Source organism: Photorhabdus thracensis (genome assembly GCF_001010285.1).
GTDB lineage: Bacteria > Pseudomonadota > Gammaproteobacteria > Enterobacterales > Enterobacteriaceae > Photorhabdus > Photorhabdus temperata.
Genome location: NZ_CP011104.1, coordinates 4,594,276 through 4,616,816 on the forward strand (window position 1 = coordinate 4,594,276; position 22,541 = coordinate 4,616,816).

The 22,541-nt window shown below is 40.6% G+C and carries 23 protein-coding genes; 5 read left to right on the top strand and 18 right to left on the bottom strand.

Features of this window, described 5'->3' with window-relative positions:
- The 5 genes from VY86_RS20020 to hcaE are packed head-to-tail and all read right to left on the bottom strand — an operon-like array spanning nucleotide 1 to nucleotide 4,003.
- Nucleotides 1-954 (bottom strand): 3-carboxyethylcatechol 2,3-dioxygenase, encoded by a 954-nt coding sequence (locus tag VY86_RS20020; RefSeq protein ID WP_046976273.1) that lies wholly within the window; start codon nucleotides 952-954, stop codon nucleotides 1-3.
- Nucleotides 944-1,786, bottom strand: coding sequence for a 3-phenylpropionate-dihydrodiol/cinnamic acid-dihydrodiol dehydrogenase (hcaB, locus tag VY86_RS20025; protein WP_046976274.1), 843 nt, complete (start codon nucleotides 1,784-1,786; stop codon nucleotides 944-946). The genes VY86_RS20020 and hcaB overlap by 11 nt, the downstream gene beginning before the upstream one ends.
- Nucleotides 1,786-2,103: a 3-phenylpropionate/cinnamic acid dioxygenase ferredoxin subunit gene (hcaC, locus tag VY86_RS20030; RefSeq protein WP_046976275.1), complete on the bottom strand. Its 318-nt coding sequence runs from the start codon at nucleotides 2,101-2,103 to the stop codon at nucleotides 1,786-1,788. Before hcaC ends, hcaB begins: the two co-directional genes overlap by 1 nt.
- On the bottom strand, nucleotides 2,103-2,645 hold the full coding sequence (hcaF, locus tag VY86_RS20035; RefSeq protein ID WP_046976276.1) for a 3-phenylpropionate/cinnamic acid dioxygenase subunit beta: 543 nt from the start codon (nucleotides 2,643-2,645) through the stop codon (nucleotides 2,103-2,105). The genes hcaC and hcaF overlap by 1 nt, the downstream gene beginning before the upstream one ends.
- Nucleotides 2,642-4,003 (bottom strand): 3-phenylpropionate/cinnamic acid dioxygenase subunit alpha, encoded by a 1,362-nt coding sequence (hcaE, locus tag VY86_RS20040; RefSeq protein WP_046976277.1) that lies wholly within the window; start codon nucleotides 4,001-4,003, stop codon nucleotides 2,642-2,644. Before hcaE ends, hcaF begins: the two co-directional genes overlap by 4 nt.
- Nucleotides 4,004-4,139: 136 nt before the next feature.
- Here hcaE and hcaR point away from each other — a divergent pair, with 136 nt between their 5' ends.
- The 3 genes from hcaR (at nucleotide 4,140) to VY86_RS20055 (ending at nucleotide 6,887) form a co-directional block, all read left to right on the top strand.
- A complete protein-coding gene (gene hcaR / locus VY86_RS20045) occupies nucleotides 4,140-5,018 on the top strand; it encodes a DNA-binding transcriptional regulator HcaR (protein ID WP_046976278.1) in 879 nt (292 codons plus the stop codon).
- 117 nt (nucleotides 5,019-5,135) lie between these two features.
- Nucleotides 5,136-6,035: an alpha/beta fold hydrolase gene (locus VY86_RS20050; RefSeq protein ID WP_046976279.1), complete on the top strand. Its 900-nt coding sequence runs from the start codon at nucleotides 5,136-5,138 to the stop codon at nucleotides 6,033-6,035.
- Between the two features lie 69 nt (nucleotides 6,036-6,104).
- Entirely contained in the window at nucleotides 6,105-6,887 is a 783-nt protein-coding gene (locus VY86_RS20055; RefSeq protein WP_046976280.1) for a fumarylacetoacetate hydrolase family protein, read from the top strand.
- Here the strand turns inward: VY86_RS20055 and VY86_RS20060 are convergent.
- The 9 genes from VY86_RS20060 to upp all read right to left on the bottom strand — a co-directional run bounded on the left by VY86_RS20060 (nucleotide 6,849) and on the right by upp (nucleotide 16,475).
- On the bottom strand, nucleotides 6,849-7,814 hold the full coding sequence (locus VY86_RS20060) for a pseudouridine-5'-phosphate glycosidase (protein WP_046976281.1): 966 nt from the start codon (nucleotides 7,812-7,814) through the stop codon (nucleotides 6,849-6,851). The genes VY86_RS20055 and VY86_RS20060 overlap by 39 nt on opposite strands.
- A gap of 120 nt (nucleotides 7,815-7,934) precedes the next feature.
- Nucleotides 7,935-11,789 carry an amino acid adenylation domain-containing protein gene (locus VY86_RS20065; protein ID WP_082111273.1) on the bottom strand — a complete coding sequence of 1,285 codons (3,855 nt, stop codon included), beginning with the start codon at nucleotides 11,787-11,789 and terminating at the stop codon, nucleotides 7,935-7,937.
- 477 nt (nucleotides 11,790-12,266) lie between these two features.
- A complete protein-coding gene (locus VY86_RS20070; RefSeq protein WP_228940024.1) occupies nucleotides 12,267-12,671 on the bottom strand; it encodes an NUDIX hydrolase in 405 nt (134 codons plus the stop codon).
- A 45-nt stretch (nucleotides 12,672-12,716) separates the two neighbouring features.
- Entirely contained in the window at nucleotides 12,717-13,895 is a 1,179-nt protein-coding gene (locus VY86_RS20075) for a questin oxidase family protein (protein WP_046976283.1), read from the bottom strand.
- A 27-nt stretch (nucleotides 13,896-13,922) separates the two neighbouring features.
- The gene (locus VY86_RS20080; protein ID WP_021325773.1) at nucleotides 13,923-14,360 is read right to left on the bottom strand and encodes a DMT family transporter; all 438 of its coding nucleotides are present in this window, start codon (nucleotides 14,358-14,360) and stop codon (nucleotides 13,923-13,925) included.
- Complete coding sequence (locus VY86_RS20085; RefSeq protein ID WP_023045403.1) at nucleotides 14,360-14,836, bottom strand: DMT family transporter; 477 nt, start codon at nucleotides 14,834-14,836, stop codon at nucleotides 14,360-14,362. The genes VY86_RS20080 and VY86_RS20085 overlap by 1 nt, the downstream gene beginning before the upstream one ends.
- Complete coding sequence (locus VY86_RS20090; RefSeq protein WP_046976284.1) at nucleotides 14,833-15,501, bottom strand: HAD family hydrolase; 669 nt, start codon at nucleotides 15,499-15,501, stop codon at nucleotides 14,833-14,835. The genes VY86_RS20085 and VY86_RS20090 overlap by 4 nt, the downstream gene beginning before the upstream one ends.
- A 39-nt stretch (nucleotides 15,502-15,540) precedes the next feature.
- Nucleotides 15,541-15,765: a tautomerase PptA gene (gene pptA, locus VY86_RS20095; protein ID WP_046976285.1), complete on the bottom strand. Its 225-nt coding sequence runs from the start codon at nucleotides 15,763-15,765 to the stop codon at nucleotides 15,541-15,543.
- A gap of 53 nt (nucleotides 15,766-15,818) precedes the next feature.
- Nucleotides 15,819-16,475: a uracil phosphoribosyltransferase gene (upp, locus tag VY86_RS20100; RefSeq protein ID WP_046976286.1), complete on the bottom strand. Its 657-nt coding sequence runs from the start codon at nucleotides 16,473-16,475 to the stop codon at nucleotides 15,819-15,821.
- A 1,219-nt stretch (nucleotides 16,476-17,694) separates the two neighbouring features.
- On the opposite strand from upp, the gene VY86_RS20105 reads away from it, so the two are divergent.
- Together VY86_RS20105 and uspE are read left to right on the top strand one after the other, a co-directional pair.
- Nucleotides 17,695-18,450: a fumarate/nitrate reduction transcriptional regulator Fnr gene (locus VY86_RS20105; protein ID WP_046976287.1), complete on the top strand. Its 756-nt coding sequence runs from the start codon at nucleotides 17,695-17,697 to the stop codon at nucleotides 18,448-18,450.
- 122 nt (nucleotides 18,451-18,572) lie between these two features.
- Nucleotides 18,573-19,517, top strand: a complete 945-nt coding sequence (gene uspE, locus VY86_RS20110) for a universal stress protein UspE (RefSeq protein ID WP_046976288.1) — start codon at nucleotides 18,573-18,575, stop codon at nucleotides 19,515-19,517.
- Between the two features lie 79 nt (nucleotides 19,518-19,596).
- On the opposite strand, the gene VY86_RS20115 is transcribed toward uspE, so the two are convergent.
- The 4 genes from VY86_RS20115 to VY86_RS20130 are packed head-to-tail and all read right to left on the bottom strand — an operon-like array spanning nucleotide 19,597 to nucleotide 22,506.
- Nucleotides 19,597-20,562 carry an urease accessory protein UreD gene (locus tag VY86_RS20115; protein ID WP_046976289.1) on the bottom strand — a complete coding sequence of 322 codons (966 nt, stop codon included), beginning with the start codon at nucleotides 20,560-20,562 and terminating at the stop codon, nucleotides 19,597-19,599.
- Complete coding sequence (gene ureG / locus VY86_RS20120; RefSeq protein WP_021325780.1) at nucleotides 20,559-21,194, bottom strand: urease accessory protein UreG; 636 nt, start codon at nucleotides 21,192-21,194, stop codon at nucleotides 20,559-20,561. The genes VY86_RS20115 and ureG overlap by 4 nt, the downstream gene beginning before the upstream one ends.
- A 32-nt stretch (nucleotides 21,195-21,226) precedes the next feature.
- Nucleotides 21,227-21,913 (bottom strand): urease accessory protein UreF, encoded by a 687-nt coding sequence (locus VY86_RS20125; protein ID WP_046976290.1) that lies wholly within the window; start codon nucleotides 21,911-21,913, stop codon nucleotides 21,227-21,229.
- Nucleotides 21,910-22,506 (bottom strand): urease accessory protein UreE, encoded by a 597-nt coding sequence (locus tag VY86_RS20130; RefSeq protein ID WP_046976291.1) that lies wholly within the window; start codon nucleotides 22,504-22,506, stop codon nucleotides 21,910-21,912. The genes VY86_RS20125 and VY86_RS20130 overlap by 4 nt, the downstream gene beginning before the upstream one ends.
- Nucleotides 22,507-22,541 lie beyond the last annotated feature (35 nt).

Here is a 22,541-nt window from a genome sequence, read left to right on the forward strand (position 1 = left end):
TTACGCTCCTGTCTGATTCACAGGTTGAGCGCTGACCATTGCCATTCCAGCCAGCCATTCCTTAATAGGTTGGTAATAATGCCGTTGAGCTTTATATTCGCCATAAACAGAAAGCGCTGCAAAAGCGGCAATCCAGCAGCGGATTTCCTGTCCTCCCTTACCGCCCTGAATAGCGATCCCGCCACTCGTTAATGAAGAAAGGCGCTGTATATCGCCACTGCAAAAAATACTCAACAGTTCTTCATCCCACTGAGGGTTCAACGGAGCAACGACATTTTCGCCACGCGCCAGCGATTCTCCAACCGCAATCACCCGGTTTTGCCGTCTTTGACGCGCTTCTTTTGTCGGGTTTCTCCCGGCAATCAGGCCCTCTTCAACTTCCGGCGGAACCTGCCCAATCTGCGATATCGGTGGATCATGTGATAAGCCACCAGAACCCAACAACAATACCCGCTGATCTGTTTTAAACAAGAATTGTCCAATCGCACGACCGAGCGCCACGGTACGGCGGCATGTCGGTAATGGACTGGCTGTACAGTTAATAAACACTGGGATAGTTGGATAGCGCTGTAAATCCTGACAAAGCAACATCAGTGGTTGAACAAAACCATGATCAGCCTGCATACGCCAGGATTGGGCAACATCAATACCGGTGTCGTATAAAGCAGAAATGAGATCCTTGGCAGTGTTTTCAGGAACATTGAGTGGACCGTTGCCAATATCCCAGTCCCCCACTGCATTCGCTCTGACCCCAACACAAAATGCCGGCATCAGGTCATAAAAAAAACCATTAAAATGGTCAGGTGCGAAAATCACTATCAATTCTGGATCATATTCTTTCACTTGTTCAGCCAGTTGTTGAAAAACCTGCCGAACGTGCTTTTCTGTCGTTCCAGGTGGAGAACAAAAATCCATCAAAGGTGTGTGCGAAGTACAGATCAATTTAATGGTCATCTGAATTCCCCTTTTTATTCGGTGACATGATTCCCGCAGTGATTCGGCGAACTCCGCGAATACTTAATCCGGCGTCAGCCGTTATCATGACACCGGTTAAGGTACGGTTGTTTGCACGGGAAGCGAGCATGACATATGGGCCGGTGAAATCTCCCGGCTGAGGCGTAAATTGCAAAGGTAAAGCTGCGCCAATACTTTCCAGAGGCAGACTGTCTGTGATGGATTTATCCTGCTGGGATAATGTGGCCGGGCCACGGAGATCACTCGGCATACCACACGGCGCGACACCATTCACTCTGATAACCGGCGCCAGTTCATACGCCAACTGGCGTATCATCCCAACGACGCCATGCTTGCTGGCGGTATACAACACACCGCCACCACCAGAAAACCATGATGAACTCGACAACGTAAAAATCATGCTGCCTTCTGATGCTGTTAGCGCAGGTAATGCCGCTTTAGCCCCCAGAATGTACCCTTTCAGGTTAACACCCATCAGTTCATCAAATCCTTTGTCAATCTGTTCTGCTGACGCGTCAAGCAGGCTGGTTTTATGATCCCAAAGCCCGGCATTACCGACAAAGCAATCCAATCTACCAAAATACCGGACAGTTTCAGCAACTGCCCGCTCATTATCTGCAAAAGAGGTGACATCCCCCTGAATAACGCAGAGATCTTTGCCAAAACAATGCGCCAGAGCTGTCGCTTTTTCCGCAGATAACTCCAATACGCCAACTTTGGCACCTTCCGCAATAAAACGTTCTACTAAAGCCAAACCTAAACCGGAACCACCACCTGTTAATAAAATGACTTGATCTTTAATCCAACTCATTATTGCTCCTCCGAAACAGTGATATAAATTTTTCCATTTTCAACAACAACAGGATAGGTCTTCAATGGATCTGTCGCAGGAAGACAAAGCGCCCTCCCGGTCCTAAGACAAAAACTGGCCGTATGCAGTGGACACTCAACTGTTGCATTGTCTTCCAGATACCCTTCGGATATAGAAGCATTACCATGACTGCACCGGTCATCAACAGCAAAGAATTCGCCGTTATAGTGAAACAGCGCAATATCCGGTGTGTATTCCACCTTACGTGCTTCTCCATCAGGCAATTCTTCAACAGTACATGCAAATAACTGGCTCATCAGAATAAGACACTCAAGTTATGGAAAGTTAAGATGGCCTGATCCAACGTAATTTCACGTCTGCAAACCAGCCAGCTACCTGTATTCAGATTGCGGCGAACACAATCCAGCCGCTTACCGACATAAAAAGCTTCATCTTTCTCTTTTTGTGAGCGGTACAGTAGATAATTGGACTGAACATGAAACTGGTCTGGCAAATCTGTTTCAGTAATCACCAAGTTTGTCAGTAGATGACGAGTGCGGGATGGCGGTTCTTCTGCCCAGGCCATACCGGTTTCTAACCGGGCAATCCGGCGTTCAAGCTGAAATTTATTATCATTGAATAACCAAGTGGTTGGAGGCTGGATACTTTTGCGGCGGTCGCGGGTTTGGGCGTTAACAATGGTGCGCATGGTATAATTAAGATCTTCTGATAACAGCTCAAGCCAGTCACGAAATTTCCAGTCATCCAATAACGCTACTTCATAATATAAAAACTGACTTATTTCGTAATACAGCTCTAGTGATACTCGCTTTTCTTGATTGACGATTAGCTCTTTCATTTGACCAACTCCTGCTGATAAGCCCGGCTTTTTTCCTCTATCTCATCCCAGGTTTCACTGGTCAGTAAGTCAGCCCAGCGTTGATACATGCCACGGGCAACAGTTTCGGAAAAAACATAGTTGGTCACGCCTGGAATACCATCATCGCGCACTCTTTCTTGTCCCAGCCTCATTTCCATACACAACGGGCTGTTACGGGCTTTGTAGCCTCTGAGTACCTTCTGGATCTCCACCCAATTTTCTGAATCATCCTGTTCGAGAAAACCTGCCGGACCAAATGCACGGGTTGCACTATTTTCAAAAGCCTCTTTTACCTCTGGAGAAGCCGCTTTGTCTGCAATGCAAAATGCCCATACTTCCACCTGATCTGGTCCGCGTGGATGCCATACCCGCATTGTCGCGGTACCGTTAAGCCAGGAGAGTGTTGGGAAAATATTGTTGTGGCCCGCAAGACGCAGTGCCCTGACTTTCCCCAGGCGTTGCTCTGCTTCGGCGTAGGTTTCACGGTAGTAACGGGCGACGGCGCCATCAACCCAGACATTGGCATCAGGTTTTTCAGTCAGGAAAAATCCACTACCGTGACCATTTTGAGCAAATTGCACTGCATCTTTTGCCGTTTCCCAGACCGGCCGGGAAGTCTGACCGGCGCCTAACGCTTTTCTATCGTCGCCCTCCTTTACAGCTAAAACCTGTACAGCAGAGGCATGACTAAATAAAGCGTGGTATTGATCGCCGGCAAACTGTTCAGCAGGTAATTTCCAGTTACAGTTGATGACCCACTTTTGCACACCGCCGATAACTTCTGTTCCTCCCTCGCGACGGTCAAGCACACCATCAAGATACCAGGCCATATCACCAAGATAATCAATCAAGGAGGGTGCTGTCGTATCCCAGTTACCGAAAATCAAACCCTTATAACTCTCCACACATGGAACTTCCTGAAGTCCCCATTTCTCTTTGCAAAGCCCGTGTGGATAGGCGCACGATTCCAGTGGAACGTCAACTAATCGCCCATCAACACCGTATGACCAACCGTGATAAGGACAAGTAAACGCACGGGTATTACCACTATCCGCGTAACAAACCCGCATTGAGCGGTGACGACATTGATTTAGAAAAGCTTTAACGGAACCCTCTTTCTGCCGGACAACAACAACACTGTCCTCTCCCATATAAGTATTAAAAAAATCTCCCGGACGCGGGATTTGGCTATGATGAGCCAAAAAGAGCCAACAACGGCCAAATATTCTTTCGAGTTCTAATTGATAGAGCTCAGGGTCAATATAAATCTGAGGAGTTACACGACCGGCTCGGGCATCAATCAGGCGGTAAATATCTGAGTTTTTGCTCAATGTCATATTATTGATCCTCATGTAAATGAAAAGTTGACTTTTTGCCAACATGCAAAATGAATGCTATTAATAGATTAATAATTTGTGAAATACATTGTTTGTTTAAATTGAGACTTTTTTTCGATATGTAGAGGAAACGGCAATGGAATTAAGACACTTACGATACTTTATTGCAGTAGCAGAAGAATTAAACTTTACTAAAGCCGCAAGAAAATTGCATACCGCACAACCTTCATTAAGCCAGCAAATAAAAGATTTAGAAGACTATATTGGATCTACATTATTAGAAAGAAATAAACGCAGAGTCTCTTTAACCAAAGCCGGGGAAGTTTTTCTCCAACAGGCCAGGATTATTCTTGACAATGCAGAGAAAGCAAAAAAAATGGCCCGCAGAGCAGCACAAGAACAAATTGTGCTTACCATTGGATTTGTCCCATCAGCAGAAGTTAAGGTATTACCTGAAGTTATTCCAGTGTTTCGTCTTTCTCATCCTGAAGCAAAAATAGAACTTATTAGTTTATTTAATCCAGGACAAGAAGAGAAATTACTGCAAGGTGACATTGATGTTGCTTTTATGCGCCCGCCAATAAAGAGTGATTCTATTGATTTTAAAGTTATTCTTAATGAACCACTGGTAGTACTGATGCCGGCTAATCATAGGCTAAGATACTGTGAGAAAATTTCAGTCGATGACTTACATGGTGAGAACTTTATTATTCCTGATCCAGCACAATCCGGTATATTACAACAGATTATAGAAAATTATTTTACTGAACATAATGTCTCACCGAATATTATTCAAACAGCTAACAATATGTTATTAATTTTAAATATGGTCAGCCTGAATTTAGGATGTGCAATAGTACCATTCTATATTACCAGTATCATGACAGATGCTGTTGTTTGCCGGCCATTATCTGGATATTCACCGACAATAGAGTTAATAATGGCATGGCGAAAAGACAACACATCAGAATTATTATCACATTTAATAGATATTGTTGAAAATAAATATCTATAGGAATTAAGTATAATCGTTTTTACATTTCAGATTAGACATATTAAGTATTAGTTAATATTGCTTGATGTCGTTATATTAACATTAAATTAACCTGAAAAAAACAAGGGAAATATTGTTATGTCAACGACAAACCGTCAACATAAACCTGTACAACCTGAGTTACGATCGCTTTGGTCAGCCATTGCTGGTGGTGAAGTTCATTTGCACCATATTAATGTAAAAGGGATAAAAACCCGCGTACTTGAAGCTGGCAGCGGCCCTGAAACCCTGATTTTCTTGCACGGTATTGGTGGTCATCTGGAAGCCTATATGCGTAATGTTCTGCCTCATGCTGCACATTTTCGCGTACTGGCAATTGATATGTTAGGACATGGTTTCACTGATAAACCTGTCCGCTCTTATGAAATTATCGATTATGTAGAACACTTGCGGGATTTTGTCGAAACATTAAATCTGAAAAAAATTCACCTTTCCGGTGAATCTTTAGGTGGATGGGTCGCCGCCCGCTTTGCGGCAAAATATCCACGGTATATTCGCCGTCTGGTGCTGAATACCGCAGGAGGTATGATTGCCGATCCAAATGTGATGGAACGCTTGCGCACTCTGAGCCTGAATGCAGTGAAAAACCCGGATCTGGAAGCCACCCGCAAGCGCCTTGAATTCCTGATGGAAGATCCTGCTATGGTGACAGAAGACCTGGTTGAATCCCGTTTTGCGATTTATCGTCAGCCAGATATGTTATCTGCAATGGAAAACATTATGTGCCTGCAAGATATGGATACCCGCCTGCGTAATCTTCTGACCGAAGATGAGCTGGCAAAAATTCAGGCCGAAACGCTGGTGCTATGGACAACTCACGATCCAACTGCCGCGATTTCCGTGGGTCAGCACCTTGCCGCGCTTATCAAAAACAGCCGTTTTGTCGTAATGGAAAAATGTGGTCACTGGCCTCAATATGAGGATCCAGACACGTTCAATCGAATTCATATCGATTTTCTGCTAAACGGCAACAAATAATGTCACTTGCAGATGAGTGATATTCCTCCCGGAATATCACTTTTATCGCCTGATCAGGAGCAACAACCAATGAATAATGTGATAAACCATATTGGCGAAAAATTGTTTCAATCATGGCGGAGTCATCAAGCCATCAACCCGATTTCTGATGAATATCCAAAACTGACATTACACGATGCTTATCTCATCCAGCAAAAAGTTATTGCCCGCCGTCTGGAAACAACCGATGAACGAATTATCGGTAAGAAAATTGGTATCACCAGCCAGGCAGTGATGGATATATTGGACGTAGATCAGCCAGACTTTGGCATTCTCACCTCAGATATGTATTACGAAAATAATGCCACTGTGCCCATTGAACAGTTAATTGCGCCGAAGGCTGAAGGTGAAATTGGCTTTATCCTGAAACGCAATTTGCGTGGTCCAGGCATTACCGCGGAAGATGTACTGCAAGCAACAGCTTATGTTGTACCCTGTATCGAAATCGTCGATTCCCGTATCCGTGATTGGAAAATAAAAATCACGGATACGGTTGCTGATAATGCCTCATCAGGTTTATTTGTTATTGGTGACGGTACCCGTCTGCCATCAGAAATTGATTTGGCTGCCGTTACCATGACACTGGAAAAGAACGGCAAACTGATTGATACCGGCATAGGTGCAGCCGCATTTGGGCACCCTGCCAACGCCGTTGCCTGGTTGGCGAATATGCTGGGAACGCTGGATACGACGCTACGCCAGGGAGAAATTATTCTTTCCGGTTCCCTTGCCACAATGGTACCGGTTAATGCCGGTGATCAATTGAAAATCAACTTATTGGGCCTGGGATCTGCCAGAATAAATTTCGCCTGAAAATTTATGAATGGCGTGGGCCACCGCCAACTTTCCAGCAACATTTGCTGTATTAACTAATACAGCCATATTAGCTTTCGCCGAGATCCCATTGGTTTCTCGGTCAATCATTCTCATCAGATACTTTGTCAACGAATTACCAACAATATTATTCCTCTTAGCCTCTAATACCGCACCTTGTATAATCATATCAATCTTTTGACTATCTATCGCATCCTCTGGCTTGGTTGGTGTCGTAATTAATATCCCTTTCCCTCCCGGCAACATCCAATTTATTTCAATCGCTTTGGCAATTACGGCTGGATCATCAAGACGTTGTGGACTTTTGAATCCGCTGGAACGACAGTAGAATGCAGGAAAATCATCCGACTGATAGGATATGATTGGCACATTCCATGTCTCCAGAAATTCCAATGTTAATCCAATATCGAGGATATTTTTTGCGCCAGCACAGACCACGGCAACACGGGAACGCGTTAACTGAGTCAAGTCTGCTGATATATCCATACTCGTCTCTGCACCTCGATGTACTCCACCAATCCCCGCAGAACAGAAGAATTTAATACCCGCTATTTCTGCTGCAAGTATTGACGATGCCACTGTTGTCGCCCCCATCCCGCCACTCGCTAACACGACCGGAATATCCCGACTCGTGACCTTTGGAACATGAGATGCGGTAGCAAATTTCTCAATTTGTTTATCTGACATCCCAATCAGAAATTCACCATTATCTATTCCTATCGTTGCGGGAACTGCCCCACTTTCACGAACAGCCTGCTCAACATTCTTAGCTGTTGTGACATTATCAGGGTAATCCAAGCCATGTGTAATCACATTGGATTCCAGAGCAACAACAGGTTTTCCTGATTCAAGTGCCTCTTTTACTTCACCGCTGAATTTAAGTGGAACACTATGACTGATATTCATGTTATATACCTTTTCATTCTCTTGATATTATCTACTAAACATAACATTAGAGATAATATATCTATTAATATATACTTAATTGAATCTTACGGGTTGTATTTATTACTGATAATTTAAAAACTAGATTATTTTCTCAATCTCAGTCACACCTTCATTTTCCAACAGTTGATAGTGATCCGATATCAATTCAATTATTTTAGGTGGTGTTGATGAAAACACACCAGATTTTTCAATAAATGAATCATTATCTTTATTCGCCTTGAGAATAGTTATAGGTGCCTTTAAATATCTGTGATCAAGCTCATCAAAACTGTACTTGAAATCATAAGTCAAAGTCACAATCCTAACGATACGTTTTACTAATGATAGCTCCAAGTTTTTAAAGCGGCTACATATAAAGTTAATAAATGTCGCTTCACTATTCACCTGCTCTAAGCAAGTTTTAACCATTGGACTACTGATTGAACGAGCAAATACAGAAAAAAGTATTTGAACAAAAGCCGGATTAGTAAATTCAGCTCCCTCATCATGATATTTCTCTTGTTTCATATGAAGATAAGGCGATCCCGGCGCCAGCAAGTTCAACGCCTTAACTTCTTCTCCAGCTTGTTCAAGCTGGTACGCAGCCTCAAATGCTACCCGGGCACCAAATGAATATCCCCATAATGTATAGGGCCCTTCTGGCTGTATTTTCTTTATCTCTTTAATATCTTCCTCTGCCATTTTCTGGATAGAAGAAAACGGTATTTCACTCTCGTTTATCCCATATGCCTGTATTCCATAAAATGCCCTGTCGGGAACCACTTTATTAGCCAGCAATCTCAAACTCATAGGATATCCGCCCAAACCCGGCCAACAGTAAATTGGGTCCTTGCTTGCCTGATTCAATAAAAGTAATCTTGATATTATTTTAGCATCGGCTTGCTCAATCCATTTAGCCAATTCTTCTATATTGGGAGATTGAAAAAGTATTTGTAGCGGAAAACGAATATTAAAGACCCCATTGATCTTATTAACCATAGCAACGGCCATCAAAGAATTACCTCCACTCTCGAAGAAATCATCGTGTGCAGATACTGAATCCCATTTCATCACTTCCATCCAAATTTTTCCAAGCCTCAATTCAGTATCTGTCCGTAATGGCACTAATGGTCTCTGTGTTGAAATATCCTCCACTGCTTTAGATTTTGACAAAGACTGGTAATCCACTTTTCCATTGGCTGTCAAAGGTAATTTATCGAAAACTAATACCTTATTTGGAATCATATATTGAGGGAGTTGCTGATGAAGATCATCTTTAATGATCTCAACTGGCCCTTTCATATGAACAACATCTTCTTTCATACCTTCACAAGTATATTGCTCTTGGCTAATACTCCCACCTATACAGAAATAAAATGCTGCCATAGGTCTATCAAGCGTATTAAGAATAGATCGCATCCTTTTCGCCGAAGGTAAATCGTTATTGCTCTCTGAGCTGTAACCAGATGACATTAATCCAATACACAATTGATTACTTTGCAACGCATGTAATCGACGACCCAGTGTAATATAATAATGCCATTCAGGGACACCACGTGGAATAATTGACACCCCAAAATTGGAACGATCATAAACTTGCTGATTAATCGCGATAACATCCTTTTTCCGAACAATATCATCACTTACTCGCACAAATTCCCCGTTAGAAAAGTGATATAAACCACATGGCATCTCAGGTATTTTATTGGCATGTGTTTGCAAATAAAGATCGGTATCAAATGGTGGTAATCTATTTTCATAGTTACAGATCTCAAATGCACCAAGGTAATAATCCTGAATATTACCATCATACCAATCAGGACATTCAGCTTGATATTCACTTTCACCAAGCCCCAAACCGATTTCCGGTAATATGTCGTCAAAGAGCCCCATCATATGACCCACTTCCATTTTCAGAACTTCTTGTATGTTGTTCTTATAAACGGGCTCAATGGCTTCATGCTTTCCAATAAAATGTACTTTTATCGTTGGTTTTTTCCGACGACTCAATGTTGAAATTTTTATTAACTTATGAGTCACGGGATGATAATAGTAAATCCCCGCATCCAAACCGAGAACATGATGCAATTCAAAATACATTTGAGTCGCATAGAGAGCACCCGGTGAAGCATAGGCATATTTTGGCAATAAACGTTGATGACTGGTAAATTGACCAAAATAACGCAATACATAGCCGAAATCCTTAAGTGTTAAATTACTCAGTGGCAAAGAGAAAATTTCACTCGGCTGAGGAATTGTCAGCAATGCTTTTAGTTGCTCTACCGTTATTTCTGTCCCTTCAAAATAGCGATATGTCTTGCGCCCAAATGCATATTCTCTTTGTTTTATCTCTCCTTCTTTATAAGGCAGTAAGATTACAGGACGATTCTCACACAATTCTTCACTTCGACAACCAGAATTAGAAAGTTGAGCTTTCACCTGTAGTTTATTGGCTTTTGATTTGTGATGTGAGCTATTATTACCTTGATCCATCAGCGCAGCTTCTCTCTCATCCAATTCCACACATGCTATGAGATTTTGGAAACCCGTTCTGGCATCTTTCTTAATTAACATTGCCGCCGTCTTTATCCAGCTATGTTCTTCAATCGCATGACGTATTTCATCAAGCTCAATACGATAACCTCGTAACTTGACCTGGCTATCAACCCGACCAACAAAATAAGTATTACCATCGGCCCCTCTGGTCACGAGATCTCCCGTTCGATATAACCACGGGTATTTAGTTTCGGATGCAAGATGATTATAAATAAATTTATCTTTTGTCATTTCTGGCTTATGCAAATAGCCACGTGCTAACTGAATACCCGAAATATAAAGCTCGCCAATTTCTCCCACCGCCACAGGTAATCTATTCTTATCAAGAACGTAGTATTCTGTATTATCTACAGGTATACCAATTGAAATAGATGTTTGATAATTTGGCAAAGTTTCATTTGTCACCCGGAAATAGGATGAATTAATCGTACATTCTGTTGGACCATATAAATTGATTAATTCACAGTGAGTAAAGCTATTCAAAAATTGAGCGGCTAATTTGGTTGTCAGCGCCTCTCCTCCACTGAATACTTGAGTCAGTGATAAGCAATCCAAAAAATTAGGATTATCTAGTAACGCTTGCAGTAAAGTAGGAACACATTGCAAAGTCGTCACTTGATGTTGAAGAATTGTTTTAATAATCGCATCTGGATCGCGATAGCATCCTACAGGGCCAATAATCACTTGGACACCTATTGCAGGCGCTAAAATTTCCCATTGTGCAGCATCAAAACTCATTGGCGTTTTCTGCAAAATTCGAGAGTGCTTCCCTAAGCTGAACGCTTTTGCAAGAAATCTCATTTGATTCACAATACTGTGATGCTCAATCATAACTCCCTTTGGTTTACCCGTACTACCCGAAGTATAAATAATATAAGCCAGGCTGGTTGGGTTGGGAACTCGATCCGTATTTAGAATATCTTCTATTGTTCTTGTTTTTATCGTCAGAGCGACATCTTCCGGTGTTATAATTAATACTGATTTTGGTGCAATGTTCTGCAACTGTTCTTTTAAATTCGATTGGGTAAAAATCACATCAATGCCAGAATCTTCTATCATATATTTTAGGCGCTCAGCTGGATAGTCAGGCGATAAAGGCAAATAGGCTTTATTCGCTGATAAAATACCCCACGCACCACAAATTAAATCTATAGAAGGATCACAAAAAAGCCCAATACCCACTGAATTTTTTGAGCTCATTTCTGATAGACAATATCCAATCTCTTTCACTTTAAAATAGAAATCAGCGTAATTAAGCGATTGTTCTTTATCAATAACAACATATCCATCTGCCTGGCGCTTTAGTTGACTTTCAAGCATATCCATCAATGTTATTGCGTCTTCTTTAAGGCAAACATCAGTGATTAAATCACATTGTTTAATATTATTTTCTAACATTTTCAGTTACTTTATATAATAATGAAGTAAATATCGCCGTAGTTAAAAATGACATTTTATCTACGAAATTATAAGTGTCTTTTTGATCATAATTGATGACTTATATTTTATTAAAATCATTCAATTAATTAAATTCAACAAAGACACACTCTTCGAGGCAAATGAATATCCTTGCCAATTACTATAAGTAATCTGGCATTCGTATAAGATAATACCTTAAAGATTATCTAAAAAATTAATTTATTAGATGATGAAATCAAAAAATTTAAATTATGATTATTCAATATTCTCCGTAAATAAAACGGTTATTATTCTCCCCGGTAATTCTGAATCATTTATACCCTTCATCTTTCAAGTTGCTGCTTTGTTGGCTGCGTTCACTTGCCGCCGCGCTGCAACTTGAAATCTATTGGGTATATTTGTAATTTCGTGATAAGATTCATCTATCAAAATGCACCTCATCACGATATAGAATTATCAATCAATTAATTCATTGTTCTTTAAATATTCCAATATTAATTGAGAGACAAGAGAACACCTTTCCTTCTCGTCATAGTTCATCCATGCTATTTTCTCAATCTCCGATGACGCTCGTATCTCTCCTTTAAATTCAGATTGATAACAAATCACTTTCACAATAATACCTTCAGATGCTTTATCTGCCTGCGCATCAAATGTTTTTACATAGTTAATTGTATCGGTGAGGATTGAAATAGAAAGTTCTTCTTTTATTTCTCTAACTAAAGCATCTTTATCTTCTTCTCCGACTTCTCTTTTACCTCCTGGAATATAATACAGTTCTTTACCTTTAGATTTTGTCATTAATAATTTTCTGTCTTTAATACAAATCCAAGCTAATTTATCTATTATATAACTCATCATTATCTCCATTAAACAATATTTTAATAAAACAATAGAGCCAGTTTATTATTCAATCGGTGCTTCTTCGAAAGAAGGAGGAAGCAAAGGGGTACTTGTAAACTGATTTGCGGCTGCCCTATAAATGGTTAAACCATATTCTTTCCACAATTGATTCATGACATAAACCAGTTTTGGATTATGTTCTTCTTCTTCCTCTAATGCCCTGGCAATAATATGCGTCCATTCCTGCTCCCAAAGAGAATAGGTTATTTCATCCTGCCTGAAAGAATAAGTCTGATTAAGCGCAGAAAATTTAGCAGGCTTAGATAAATCAGTCGTTGAAAACAAAATGCATAACATGCCAACCCAATAACATTTAATAATATTTTTACTTTCTTCCGCCGGTAAACGTGCAGAGATCTTTCTCATTGCAAACAACGAGGTAATCAAATGAAGAAGCAAAAAATCACCCGGCTTAGCAAGATAAATCAATGTTATGACATAGAACAACTGAGCCCAACTTTCTTCTGCATTTTGGGTCTCAATCCAAACCGGCAAACGATATATTTCTGGGTGGCCTTGCATCAAGAGACGAGCAATACGATATTGCAGGCCTGATCTTCTTAATTCAGGATGTATTAAATCGGTATCAGCCAAATTTTCATTATCAATCAATGAATTTACCCAATCGGTCAATTCTACTTTCCTTTCCTCCCACAGCGTTGAAATTCTCAATATAGAATCAAAAGCATTCTTGTCGTTTAGAGAACTATCAATAAATGCTCTCTCTGAATGACAAGGAACATAGGAGAATGCCATGTAAGCAAGCCCTTCAATAATCATCCAAGGATGATCGATATCCAATGCCCAACCTAAATGAATTGTACCGTGAGTTAATGCACCAGCCCACCCAGACAAAAGAGTCGGCATATATTCTTGCAATACCTGTTCAATCCCTTTATTTTTAATTTCCTTTTCAAAATAATCACAGTAAGAAGAATAACTTGTTCTCTTGCCTAAGAAATATTTCCAATTCGTACTGTCTATCACATGCTTTAATGTTTTAGGTGGTTCAAGCCCCATACCATAGGGCGTCAATTTTGCATAATTATCATAATAGTCTTTAATTCTGCCAGCACTGATGCCCAAGCCATGCAGCGCTATAACAGCATGCTTAACGTGATTAGTAAGATGACCGTTAAATTCAATATGATATGAACGATCATTAAGTAGTTTGTTAATCATTTTTTTACCTTATCGTTGATTCTATTCTTATTTTGACTCAGTTGTTTTTCTAGTTAGGTAAATTCCTACTAACACAAACAATACTCCAACAATCTTCACTAACCCAGGAGTAATCCCCTGATATAACCAATCAAGCAGTACCGCTGATAACATTTGCCCGGCAATAACAAGGATGGCGGCATTCATCGCACCTAGTTTAGGGAAAATATAGCTACTGACAGCCACAAACAGAGCACCAAAAACGCCACCCATATAAGCCGCTGCTGGAATAGAGTCAAAATCCCATTCATTCCATTGCCAACTCGATAAAAGCGTTAATATCACTGTTAAGAGAAAAAAACCACCAATATGATTCCAAAGTGAAGCACCAAAAGAACCCACCGAGACACTTAATTGCCCATTAATCGTCCTTGTCGCCGCTATAAATATGCCATTTAAAAAGGCAATAAAAATCAAACTCAGCATTAGTTGCTTCCCCCAAACAGAATTAACATACTGCCAAATAGAACAAAGAAAATAACATATAAATCTTGTATCACTATCTTTCTTTTTCTTGTTCTTAAAAGTCCGAAATGATCAGCAACCAAACCAAAAATTATTTGCCCAACTAACCCTAATGAAATTGTACTAGATAATGGCAGCCCACCATTAATAGCAACAGCAGCTAGCACAACGGTAAGCGCCCCAGGAATACCACCAAGATAAAACCATATAGGAATATTCGATTTCCTATGTTTATTTTCGTCCATTTCTTTTTTAGAAAAGAACTTGGCCACAATAATGAATAATATCAAAGCAACAATCGCGCCAATACCATGAGCTACCCATGATGCAAAAAAGGGTGTTGTACTTTTCGACAATATGCTATTAGTGTAAATCATCAACGTCAGTAAACTGCCACCAATAATTGCCAGTAAGATATTTCTTATCTTATTAATCACTTAAGTATATTCTCCTCAATAATATGGAGTACGTTATAAAAACAATTAGCAATCCAAGTTGGTTTGGCTTCTTCCAACATACAGACACTATGTATACCATATGTCACTGCTATTGATCGCATGCCAACTGCATTTGCCATATAAATATCGTGAGTTGTATCACCAACCATAACAGCCATCTCTGGCATAGCACTGTAATATTCTAAAATTTTCCTTCCTGATTCCGGATCTGGTTTAGGTTTTGAAACTTGATCTGCACCAATTACCCTATCAAACACAGCGTCTATACCCGCAGCCTGAAGTAATGCTGTCGCACTTGCTGTAAATTTGCTGGTCGCTACCGATAGTTTTACATCTTTTTTGTTTAAAGCGATTAATCCATCTTCAACACCAGGAAATAACAATTCCTTTGCTTTTGGCAGAATACATCGACGATACTGCAATTGATATTGTTCAACAGCTTTAGAGATTAACGGCTCTTCAACAAATATATTTAAGAGCGTTGCAAATGCTTTCTCTAAAGGCAGGCCAATTGTAGCGCGAATGTTTTCATCTCCTGCTAATGGAATCTTTAGTACCTTAAAAACAGCATTGAACGTTTCTACTATTGCCCGAGAAGTATCAAACAATGTACCGTCTAAATCAAAAATGAGTATTTTATTCATTAAAAATATCTTTAAAAGATCCTCAATTATAAAAATAACTTAATAATTTGGCAATTTAATCAACAAGGTTTCTTTGAGTTTAATTTCAGGAAAATAAACCTCTTCATTCCATTTTCCTTTTTCGATCGGCTCTAATGAAATGGAAATAACATCTTCTCTACAACCAAACATCTTTGTTACCACCTTTGTCAATTCTAAAGATAAGATATCTTTATCTTCTTGTGAGAGATGGGCAGGAAAATGTTTTATACTAATATGTGGCATATGTAACCCTTTAAATTCTAAAAGATAATTATTCTACTCTTGTTATATAGTATTCATGATGGTCTATAAGTTCCAAAATATCGATCACCAAAATCACCAATGCCTGGATTCATAAAAGCATCTTCATTAAGCCCATTTTCAATTGAAGAAGTAACAAGTTGAATTTTAGGATATGATGTCATGATTCTGTGAAGACCAACAGGAGAAGAAAGAAAATTAACAACGATAATATTATCTTCAGGTACGCCTTTTTCTTTTAATAAATCGATAGCCTTAGCTAATGATCCGCCCGTCGCCAACATAGGCTCAAAAAGTAAAATAGTTCTCGTCGCAATATCATCAGGTAAATTCGAATAATAGTAATGAGGCAGTTTTGTCAATTTATCTCTTTGAATAAGAATTTTGCCCGTTGGGAAATCAGGATACATTTTTCTATATTCGCCTTCTATGCTTTCTCCGGCGCGTATTATCGAAACACCACAAAGCTTGGTATTTAAAACAGTTCCATTATAAATATCCCCAATTGGGGTTTGAATATGATGAGAGGTATAGGGTAGCAATTCAGATGCTGCCTCTAATAATAATCGAATAATACGATCAGAGTAAAACACAAACTCCGATTGTTTGGCATTACGATTACGCGCTTTTGTATGCAAAGAAGTCAAATACTGACTTTTCGGTAAAACATGTACGTTCTTATGATTATCCATTATAATTCCAACTAATTTTTATAGATAAATGTTATTCAACTATATCTGATATCAAATAAATTCGTGACAATTAGAGCGTCTTTTGTGGTTGCAAACGAATTTCTTACTCATGCCACAGGCTAAATCAGACAACACAAAACAGATATTTCAGCATATTTCTCTTTCATTAAGGATACTCGTTGTGCTCTCCATATCCTCTGATAAATAAATTATCGAAAGTTGCGGGATTGCGCTAACGAGATCAGGACAAAAATAGCGTATTACGCACTATTGATGACAATTATCATTGGTGAGAGTGGTAAATGTATGTTCATATAAAGTAAGCATTTTCCTTCATAAAAGACGGAATATTTTGACATTTTAAAGGTGTGTTTAGAAACCAAACCTATTTTCGAACGGATGTTGGGGCCGATTTTACAAGAGGTATATTGAGTAGAATTGTATTCATTGTGTCTTTACCTCTTATTATACTAACTATACATTTAAGCATCACATATCGCCTGAAATATAAACTCTCATATCTATTTTCTTAACGCAATAGCCTAAATCTACAGCACCATGCTGTAGATTATTATTTTATCATTTAAGTAGTTGTATTTACCAATAAAACTAAAAATAGGCTATTAAATTCAAACCCTATTTTCAGATTTGTCTTATCTATCTATAAACCTTTATATAGAATAATAATCTGACTTGTCAGAAAAATAAAAAAACAGATAGATTTAAATGGAGAATGGAAAAACCGCGCTTGATATAGGCTGCTTTTTCCGCACAGGGTGAAGGAGTGTAGCGTGTGATTGTTTTTTGGTTGATTTTCCAAATCACGCCTATTCTCGCTGGTTCCAGCCTATATCGTGGGAGGCGTAAAGATGCAACATTATTAATCGCATATTGTCGATAATATCACAAATATTAATGAACGAATTGCAAGGCCTTACCCAATATCGCAATGCCTTACTTTTCCTCAGCACCAAGAATATTTTTCACTCTACTTTCCCAAACAAGAAATCCTCGGTTAAATACAAGTCGCTGATATTGAATATAGTCTTGCTATGAAAATCACTAAACATCAGCTTTATGCAATGTAATAATTTCTTAATAATCAGGATACAGGTAATACACTTTCCCGAATAAATTGCAGAAAGCTATTATAGTTCTTACCAGAATCATCAAGAGATGCTAAAGTTGAGCTATATCAATATTTCAATGAGCATGCCATATGATCCAGGAAAAACGTGTTATTCGTCGAATCCAGTCTGGTGGTTGTGCGATCCACTGCCAGGATTGCAGCATTAGCCAGCTGTGCATCCCTTTCACCCTGAATGAACACGAGCTTGACCAGCTCGATAATATCATTGAGCGTAAGAAACCTATCCAGAAAGGGCAAACTTTGTTTAAAGCAGGAGATGAGTTGAAATCTCTTTATGCTATCCGTTCTGGAACCATTAAAAGCTACACCATCACTGAAGAAGGTGATGAACAGATCACAGGTTTCCATCTCGCAGGGGATTTAGTGGGTTTTGACGCCATTCTTAATACTCAGCATCCAAGTTTTGCTCAGGCCCTGGAAACATCGATGGTCTGTGAAATTCCGTTTGAAACACTGGATGACCTATCCGGTAAAATGCCTAATCTTCGCCAGCAAATGATGCGCCTGATGAGCGGGGAAATTAAAGGCGACCAAGAAATGATACTGCTGCTATCTAAGAAAAACGCAGAAGAGCGATTAGCTGCATTTATCTACAATCTCTCCCGTCGTTTCGCTCAACGTGGTTTCTCACCAAAAGAATTCCGTTTAACCATGACTCGCAGTGATATTGGTAATTACCTTGGCCTGACTGTTGAAACCATTAGTCGTCTGCTTGGGCGCTTCCAGAAAAATAATACTCTCGGCGTAAAAGGTAAATACATCACTATTGAAGATATGGATAAACTGGCCGACTTAGTCGGAAAAAAATCTGTTTCAATTACCTGACGTTAAAACCAGATCATGTTAATTTTTTGATCTGGTTATCCTCTGACCTGTTCGGTTTGCCTATATTGGTTTATCTTTAGTATTGAAGCGTATTTTGTCTAGCCTCTATGAGGGTACTATTTATGGCAAACTATCAAAACCTTTTAGTTGCAATTGATCCAAATCAGGACGATCAACCGGCATTAAGACGTGCAGTTTATATAGTGCAACGTAGTGGTGGCCGGATTAAAGCTTTCTTACCTATTTATGATCTCTCCTATGAAATGACAACCTTACTCTCCCCTGAAGAAGCCAGTGCTATGCGTAAAGGTGTTACCAGCCAACGCACTGCCTGGCTTAAGCAACAAGCGCACTACTATCTGAAAGCCGGTGTTGATATTGAGATAAAAGTGGTATGGCACAATCGGCCTTATGAAGCCATTATCCAAGAGGTCATTACAGGTGAACACGATTTGCTTCTGAAGATGACGCATAAGCATGACAAGCTGGGGTCCTTGATTTTTACCCCACTTGACTGGCAGTTACTACGCAAATGTCCATGCCCGGTATGGATGGTAAAAGATCAGATGTGGCCAGATCAGGGCTCTGTTCTGGTTGCGGTTAATTTATCTAATGAAGAATCGTACCACCATGAACTGAATCTAAAACTGGTCAGGGAAACCCAGGAACTGGCACACCAGATAATGCCAGATCCCGAAATTCATTTGGTCAGCGCTTATCCTGTCGCACCTCTGAATATTGCTATTGAACTACCTGATTTCGACCCAAGTGTTTATAACCATGCGCTGCGTGGTCAACATCTTATCTCAATGAAAGAGCTTCGCCAGAAATTCTGCATTGATGAGAAATACACCCATATCCATGAAGGATTACCAGAGAATGTTATTCCTGAAATGTGTGATGAGATGAACGCGGGTATTGTCGTTTTTGGTATCTTGGGCAGAACAGGGTTGTCTGCTGCTTTTCTGGGAAACACCGTAGAACATGTGATCGACCATCTAAAATGTGACCTTCTGGCCATCAAACCTGATGGTTTTGCATGTCCTGTCAAAGCAGCTAAAGAGTAACAGTAACAAAATGATAAGTATCCATTTGGTGTTAAAACCCGGAACAGATTTTATGTCCCGGGTTTTATTGACAAGAGTTTTAACGCCAGATAAACGGTTCAGGCAGTGTAACGCCAAGGATCTCCTCGCGTGCTATGCGCCAGAAAAGACGAATACCCGCTTTAACTTGATGAGTTTCTTTTCCCAACACTTTGAAGATTAGACCGCATTGATTAGGTAAACGACTGGCACCACTGGCTATGCCGGTTTCAGCATCGTATTGCGGCATGATACGCGCCAAAATACGATCATGGTGAACCAAAGGTGTCAGTAAGATCACATTACCAAACACATGAAATGGCCCCATCACCCCGACACTGTTCAACGGTTGTTTTTTAGGCTCTAACACATAACGTTCAGCAAATAATATTTTGTTTTCGAAATCCGTTGCCGTAATCCGTGATGAGTAAACGTCAAATTTAAACCCCTGATCGGCTGGATGGTATTTGCGACCAGACAGGATTATCTCGGAATAAATTAACGTGGCAGTTGGATGAATGGTTATCTGGGTATCAGTAATAAACCGGGAACCACTATGAGGTATAACCGGATCGGGCATCATTTCCAAATAACCACCTTGCTCTATCTGAATAATTTGCGCCTGCGCCGCATAGTTATTCACCATTGAATGAATCTTCGTAGCCGATTGAGTGGTGACATGACCAAATGCATCCTGTGCAACATGAATGTCAAGCGCCAGCCGATCCCCCTGCAATATACATCCCGACGTGGAGATCATAAATACACACGGCATCTGCGGCAGTGCCTCATCCCAATACAGTGCCCGTTGCACCAAATAAGGAACCCTGCGTTCCATGCAGGCCAGAATACTGTGGTCGCCACGCCGGGCAAACCCCAATCGCAGATAGCCACTTTTACCTATATCACCGCTTGCCATCTGAGGAGGTTCATCCTGAAACAGGGCAAGTTCCGGCGCGTTGAAACCAAGCTCGCTAACCCGTTTATGTGCTTCATCAATGATTCTCTGCGAGCAGGTCGAGGTCATTGTGTCGCCTGTAACGAATGAGTAAATAAGAAATCACGCATGATCATATCTACCAGCGTTTCAACGCCTTCTCCCGTCTTGCAGTTAGTGAGGATATAAGGGCGCTGACCACGCACGACTTGGGTGTCACTCTCCATCACCGCCAGACTGGCGCCGACATAAGGCGCCAAATCGATTTTATTGATCACCAGAATATCCGCCTGTACCAGTCCAGGCCCGTTCTTACGCGGAATTTTTTCCCCGTCAGCCACATCAATCACATAAATATAAAAGTCCGCCAATGCCGGGCTAAACGTGAGTGTCAGGTTATCCCCACCACTTTCAATTAACACAACATCCGTGTCAGGAAAACGAGCCTCCATTTCCTCAACCGCAGAAATATTCATACTGGGATCTTCACGTACCGCGGTATGCGGACAAGCGCCGGTTTCCACCCCGAGTATCTTCTCCTCATCCAAAATGCCTTTCAGTGTCCGTTTGACCTGCTTAGCATCTTCAGTGGTAACAATGTCATTGGTGATAATCAGGGGTTTTATTCCGCGCTGAATCAAAATAGGCGTGATCACTTCAATAACAGCTGTTTTGCCTGAACCCACCGGACCGCCAATACCAATTCGGGTAATTTTTTTCACAGAAATTTCCTCACTCGATTAAGACGTGGTTGTTAATTACTGAACAACCGGGTAAATGCACCGACGTGCAGTGCAGCCAATACATCGGTCACGGGTGCATAAGATGCCATCTGCTCAATTCCGCCCTTTTCCGCCTCATCACAAAACAGTTCAATATCCTGATTCAGTGAGAACAAGATACGCTGAATGTCAATATGGGTAACGCGCATCAGGCGTATGGCTGCACTGAGTATCGTCATTGCAACACCATATTGATGCATAACAATGACTTCACGCGGAGCAGCCCCTAATGCACTCATGACGACTGCCAGGGTAATCGGATAAGTACCTGCGGCAATATCACTCTTTATTTGAGCCAGCCACCATGCAATCAACGGCTCACCGGTTACCTCAACCGCCATTTCCGCTAATTTTTTCCCCATCCGCGTCACCATAGTGCGACTTTCTTCATTCAATTTGCGGTTAAATACTGCCCAATCATGGGAGATGGCGGCGTCACGCTGTCCACTATTCAATGCTTGACAAGCAGCAACCACCGCCCGGCCATCACTGCTAACCGCCTGTAACAACGCCGTCCGGGTAAAATCGCTTAACGTTGCCACGTCATGCACGATTTTACTCTGAATGGCTGATTCCAGGCCGTTTGAAAAAGAAAACGCACCAACAGGCAACACGGAATCAGCAAACTGCATGATTCTGATTAAGCGGAGCGCATTCATTTTAATTTGATCACATGCTGGTTCAGAAACGTGTTATCAACATGAACATGTGTCGCGGAATCCTCTGCACCACCAAATAATAAGCGTGCCTCGGAGTTGTTAAGGTAAGGCAAGATCTCTTCGCCTTTGACAAAGGAATAAGGCAACGCATGAAAACCATGTGTTTTCATTACCGAATCCATCACCTTAGTTGATACTGTCAGCGGAATATAAATCTGATTATTTTTAATCACTGACTTCCAATGCTGGTTACCTAAAGCATGACCAAGTTCAAAACTGGTTTTCATTACTGTCTCTGAATCTAATGACAATAATGACTTCAAATGAATAACCATCACATCACGCAGGCTCATCTGGACAATAACGGCCAGTCCTTTAGTTTCATCCCACAACAAAATATCGCCGTCCGACAATACCTGATTACGGTCAAGAGAAATCCCCAAATCCAACCCGTTAAGCGTGGATTTGCGGCAACGGCTTTTTTGCGCTTCCCATTGCGAAAGTACTAAGATATCCGGCGAGATGCCTTGCAAGCGATCTCGCCAGGAAGCATCTTTTTTGGCATTACCAAGAATCTGTTCAATAACAATCATAAAATAAATCCTCTGAACGCATGGATCGGTTAATC

Coding starts and splice junctions, on each gene's coding strand:
- VY86_RS20020 (WP_046976273.1), bottom strand. CDS start 954: ATGACCATTAAATTGATCTGTACTTCGCACACACCTTTGATGGATTTT.
- hcaB (WP_046976274.1), bottom strand. CDS start 1,786: ATGAGTTGGATTAAAGATCAAGTCATTTTATTAACAGGTGGTGGTTCC.
- hcaC (WP_046976275.1), bottom strand. CDS start 2,103: ATGAGCCAGTTATTTGCATGTACTGTTGAAGAATTGCCTGATGGAGAA.
- hcaF (WP_046976276.1), bottom strand. CDS start 2,645: ATGAAAGAGCTAATCGTCAATCAAGAAAAGCGAGTATCACTAGAGCTG.
- hcaE (WP_046976277.1), bottom strand. CDS start 4,003: ATGACATTGAGCAAAAACTCAGATATTTACCGCCTGATTGATGCCCGA.
- hcaR (WP_046976278.1), top strand. CDS start 4,140: ATGGAATTAAGACACTTACGATACTTTATTGCAGTAGCAGAAGAATTA.
- VY86_RS20050 (WP_046976279.1), top strand. CDS start 5,136: ATGTCAACGACAAACCGTCAACATAAACCTGTACAACCTGAGTTACGA.
- VY86_RS20055 (WP_046976280.1), top strand. CDS start 6,105: ATGAATAATGTGATAAACCATATTGGCGAAAAATTGTTTCAATCATGG.
- VY86_RS20060 (WP_046976281.1), bottom strand. CDS start 7,814: ATGAATATCAGTCATAGTGTTCCACTTAAATTCAGCGGTGAAGTAAAA.
- VY86_RS20065 (WP_082111273.1), bottom strand. CDS start 11,789: ATGTTAGAAAATAATATTAAACAATGTGATTTAATCACTGATGTTTGC.
- VY86_RS20070 (WP_228940024.1), bottom strand. CDS start 12,671: ATGATGAGTTATATAATAGATAAATTAGCTTGGATTTGTATTAAAGAC.
- VY86_RS20075 (WP_046976283.1), bottom strand. CDS start 13,895: ATGATTAACAAACTACTTAATGATCGTTCATATCATATTGAATTTAAC.
- VY86_RS20080 (WP_021325773.1), bottom strand. CDS start 14,360: ATGCTGAGTTTGATTTTTATTGCCTTTTTAAATGGCATATTTATAGCG.
- VY86_RS20090 (WP_046976284.1), bottom strand. CDS start 15,501: ATGAATAAAATACTCATTTTTGATTTAGACGGTACATTGTTTGATACT.
- pptA (WP_046976285.1), bottom strand. CDS start 15,765: ATGCCACATATTAGTATAAAACATTTTCCTGCCCATCTCTCACAAGAA.
- upp (WP_046976286.1), bottom strand. CDS start 16,475: ATGGATAATCATAAGAACGTACATGTTTTACCGAAAAGTCAGTATTTG.
- VY86_RS20105 (WP_046976287.1), top strand. CDS start 17,695: ATGATCCAGGAAAAACGTGTTATTCGTCGAATCCAGTCTGGTGGTTGT.
- uspE (WP_046976288.1), top strand. CDS start 18,573: ATGGCAAACTATCAAAACCTTTTAGTTGCAATTGATCCAAATCAGGAC.
- VY86_RS20115 (WP_046976289.1), bottom strand. CDS start 20,562: ATGACCTCGACCTGCTCGCAGAGAATCATTGATGAAGCACATAAACGG.
- VY86_RS20125 (WP_046976290.1), bottom strand. CDS start 21,913: ATGAATGCGCTCCGCTTAATCAGAATCATGCAGTTTGCTGATTCCGTG.
- VY86_RS20130 (WP_046976291.1), bottom strand. CDS start 22,506: ATGATTGTTATTGAACAGATTCTTGGTAATGCCAAAAAAGATGCTTCC.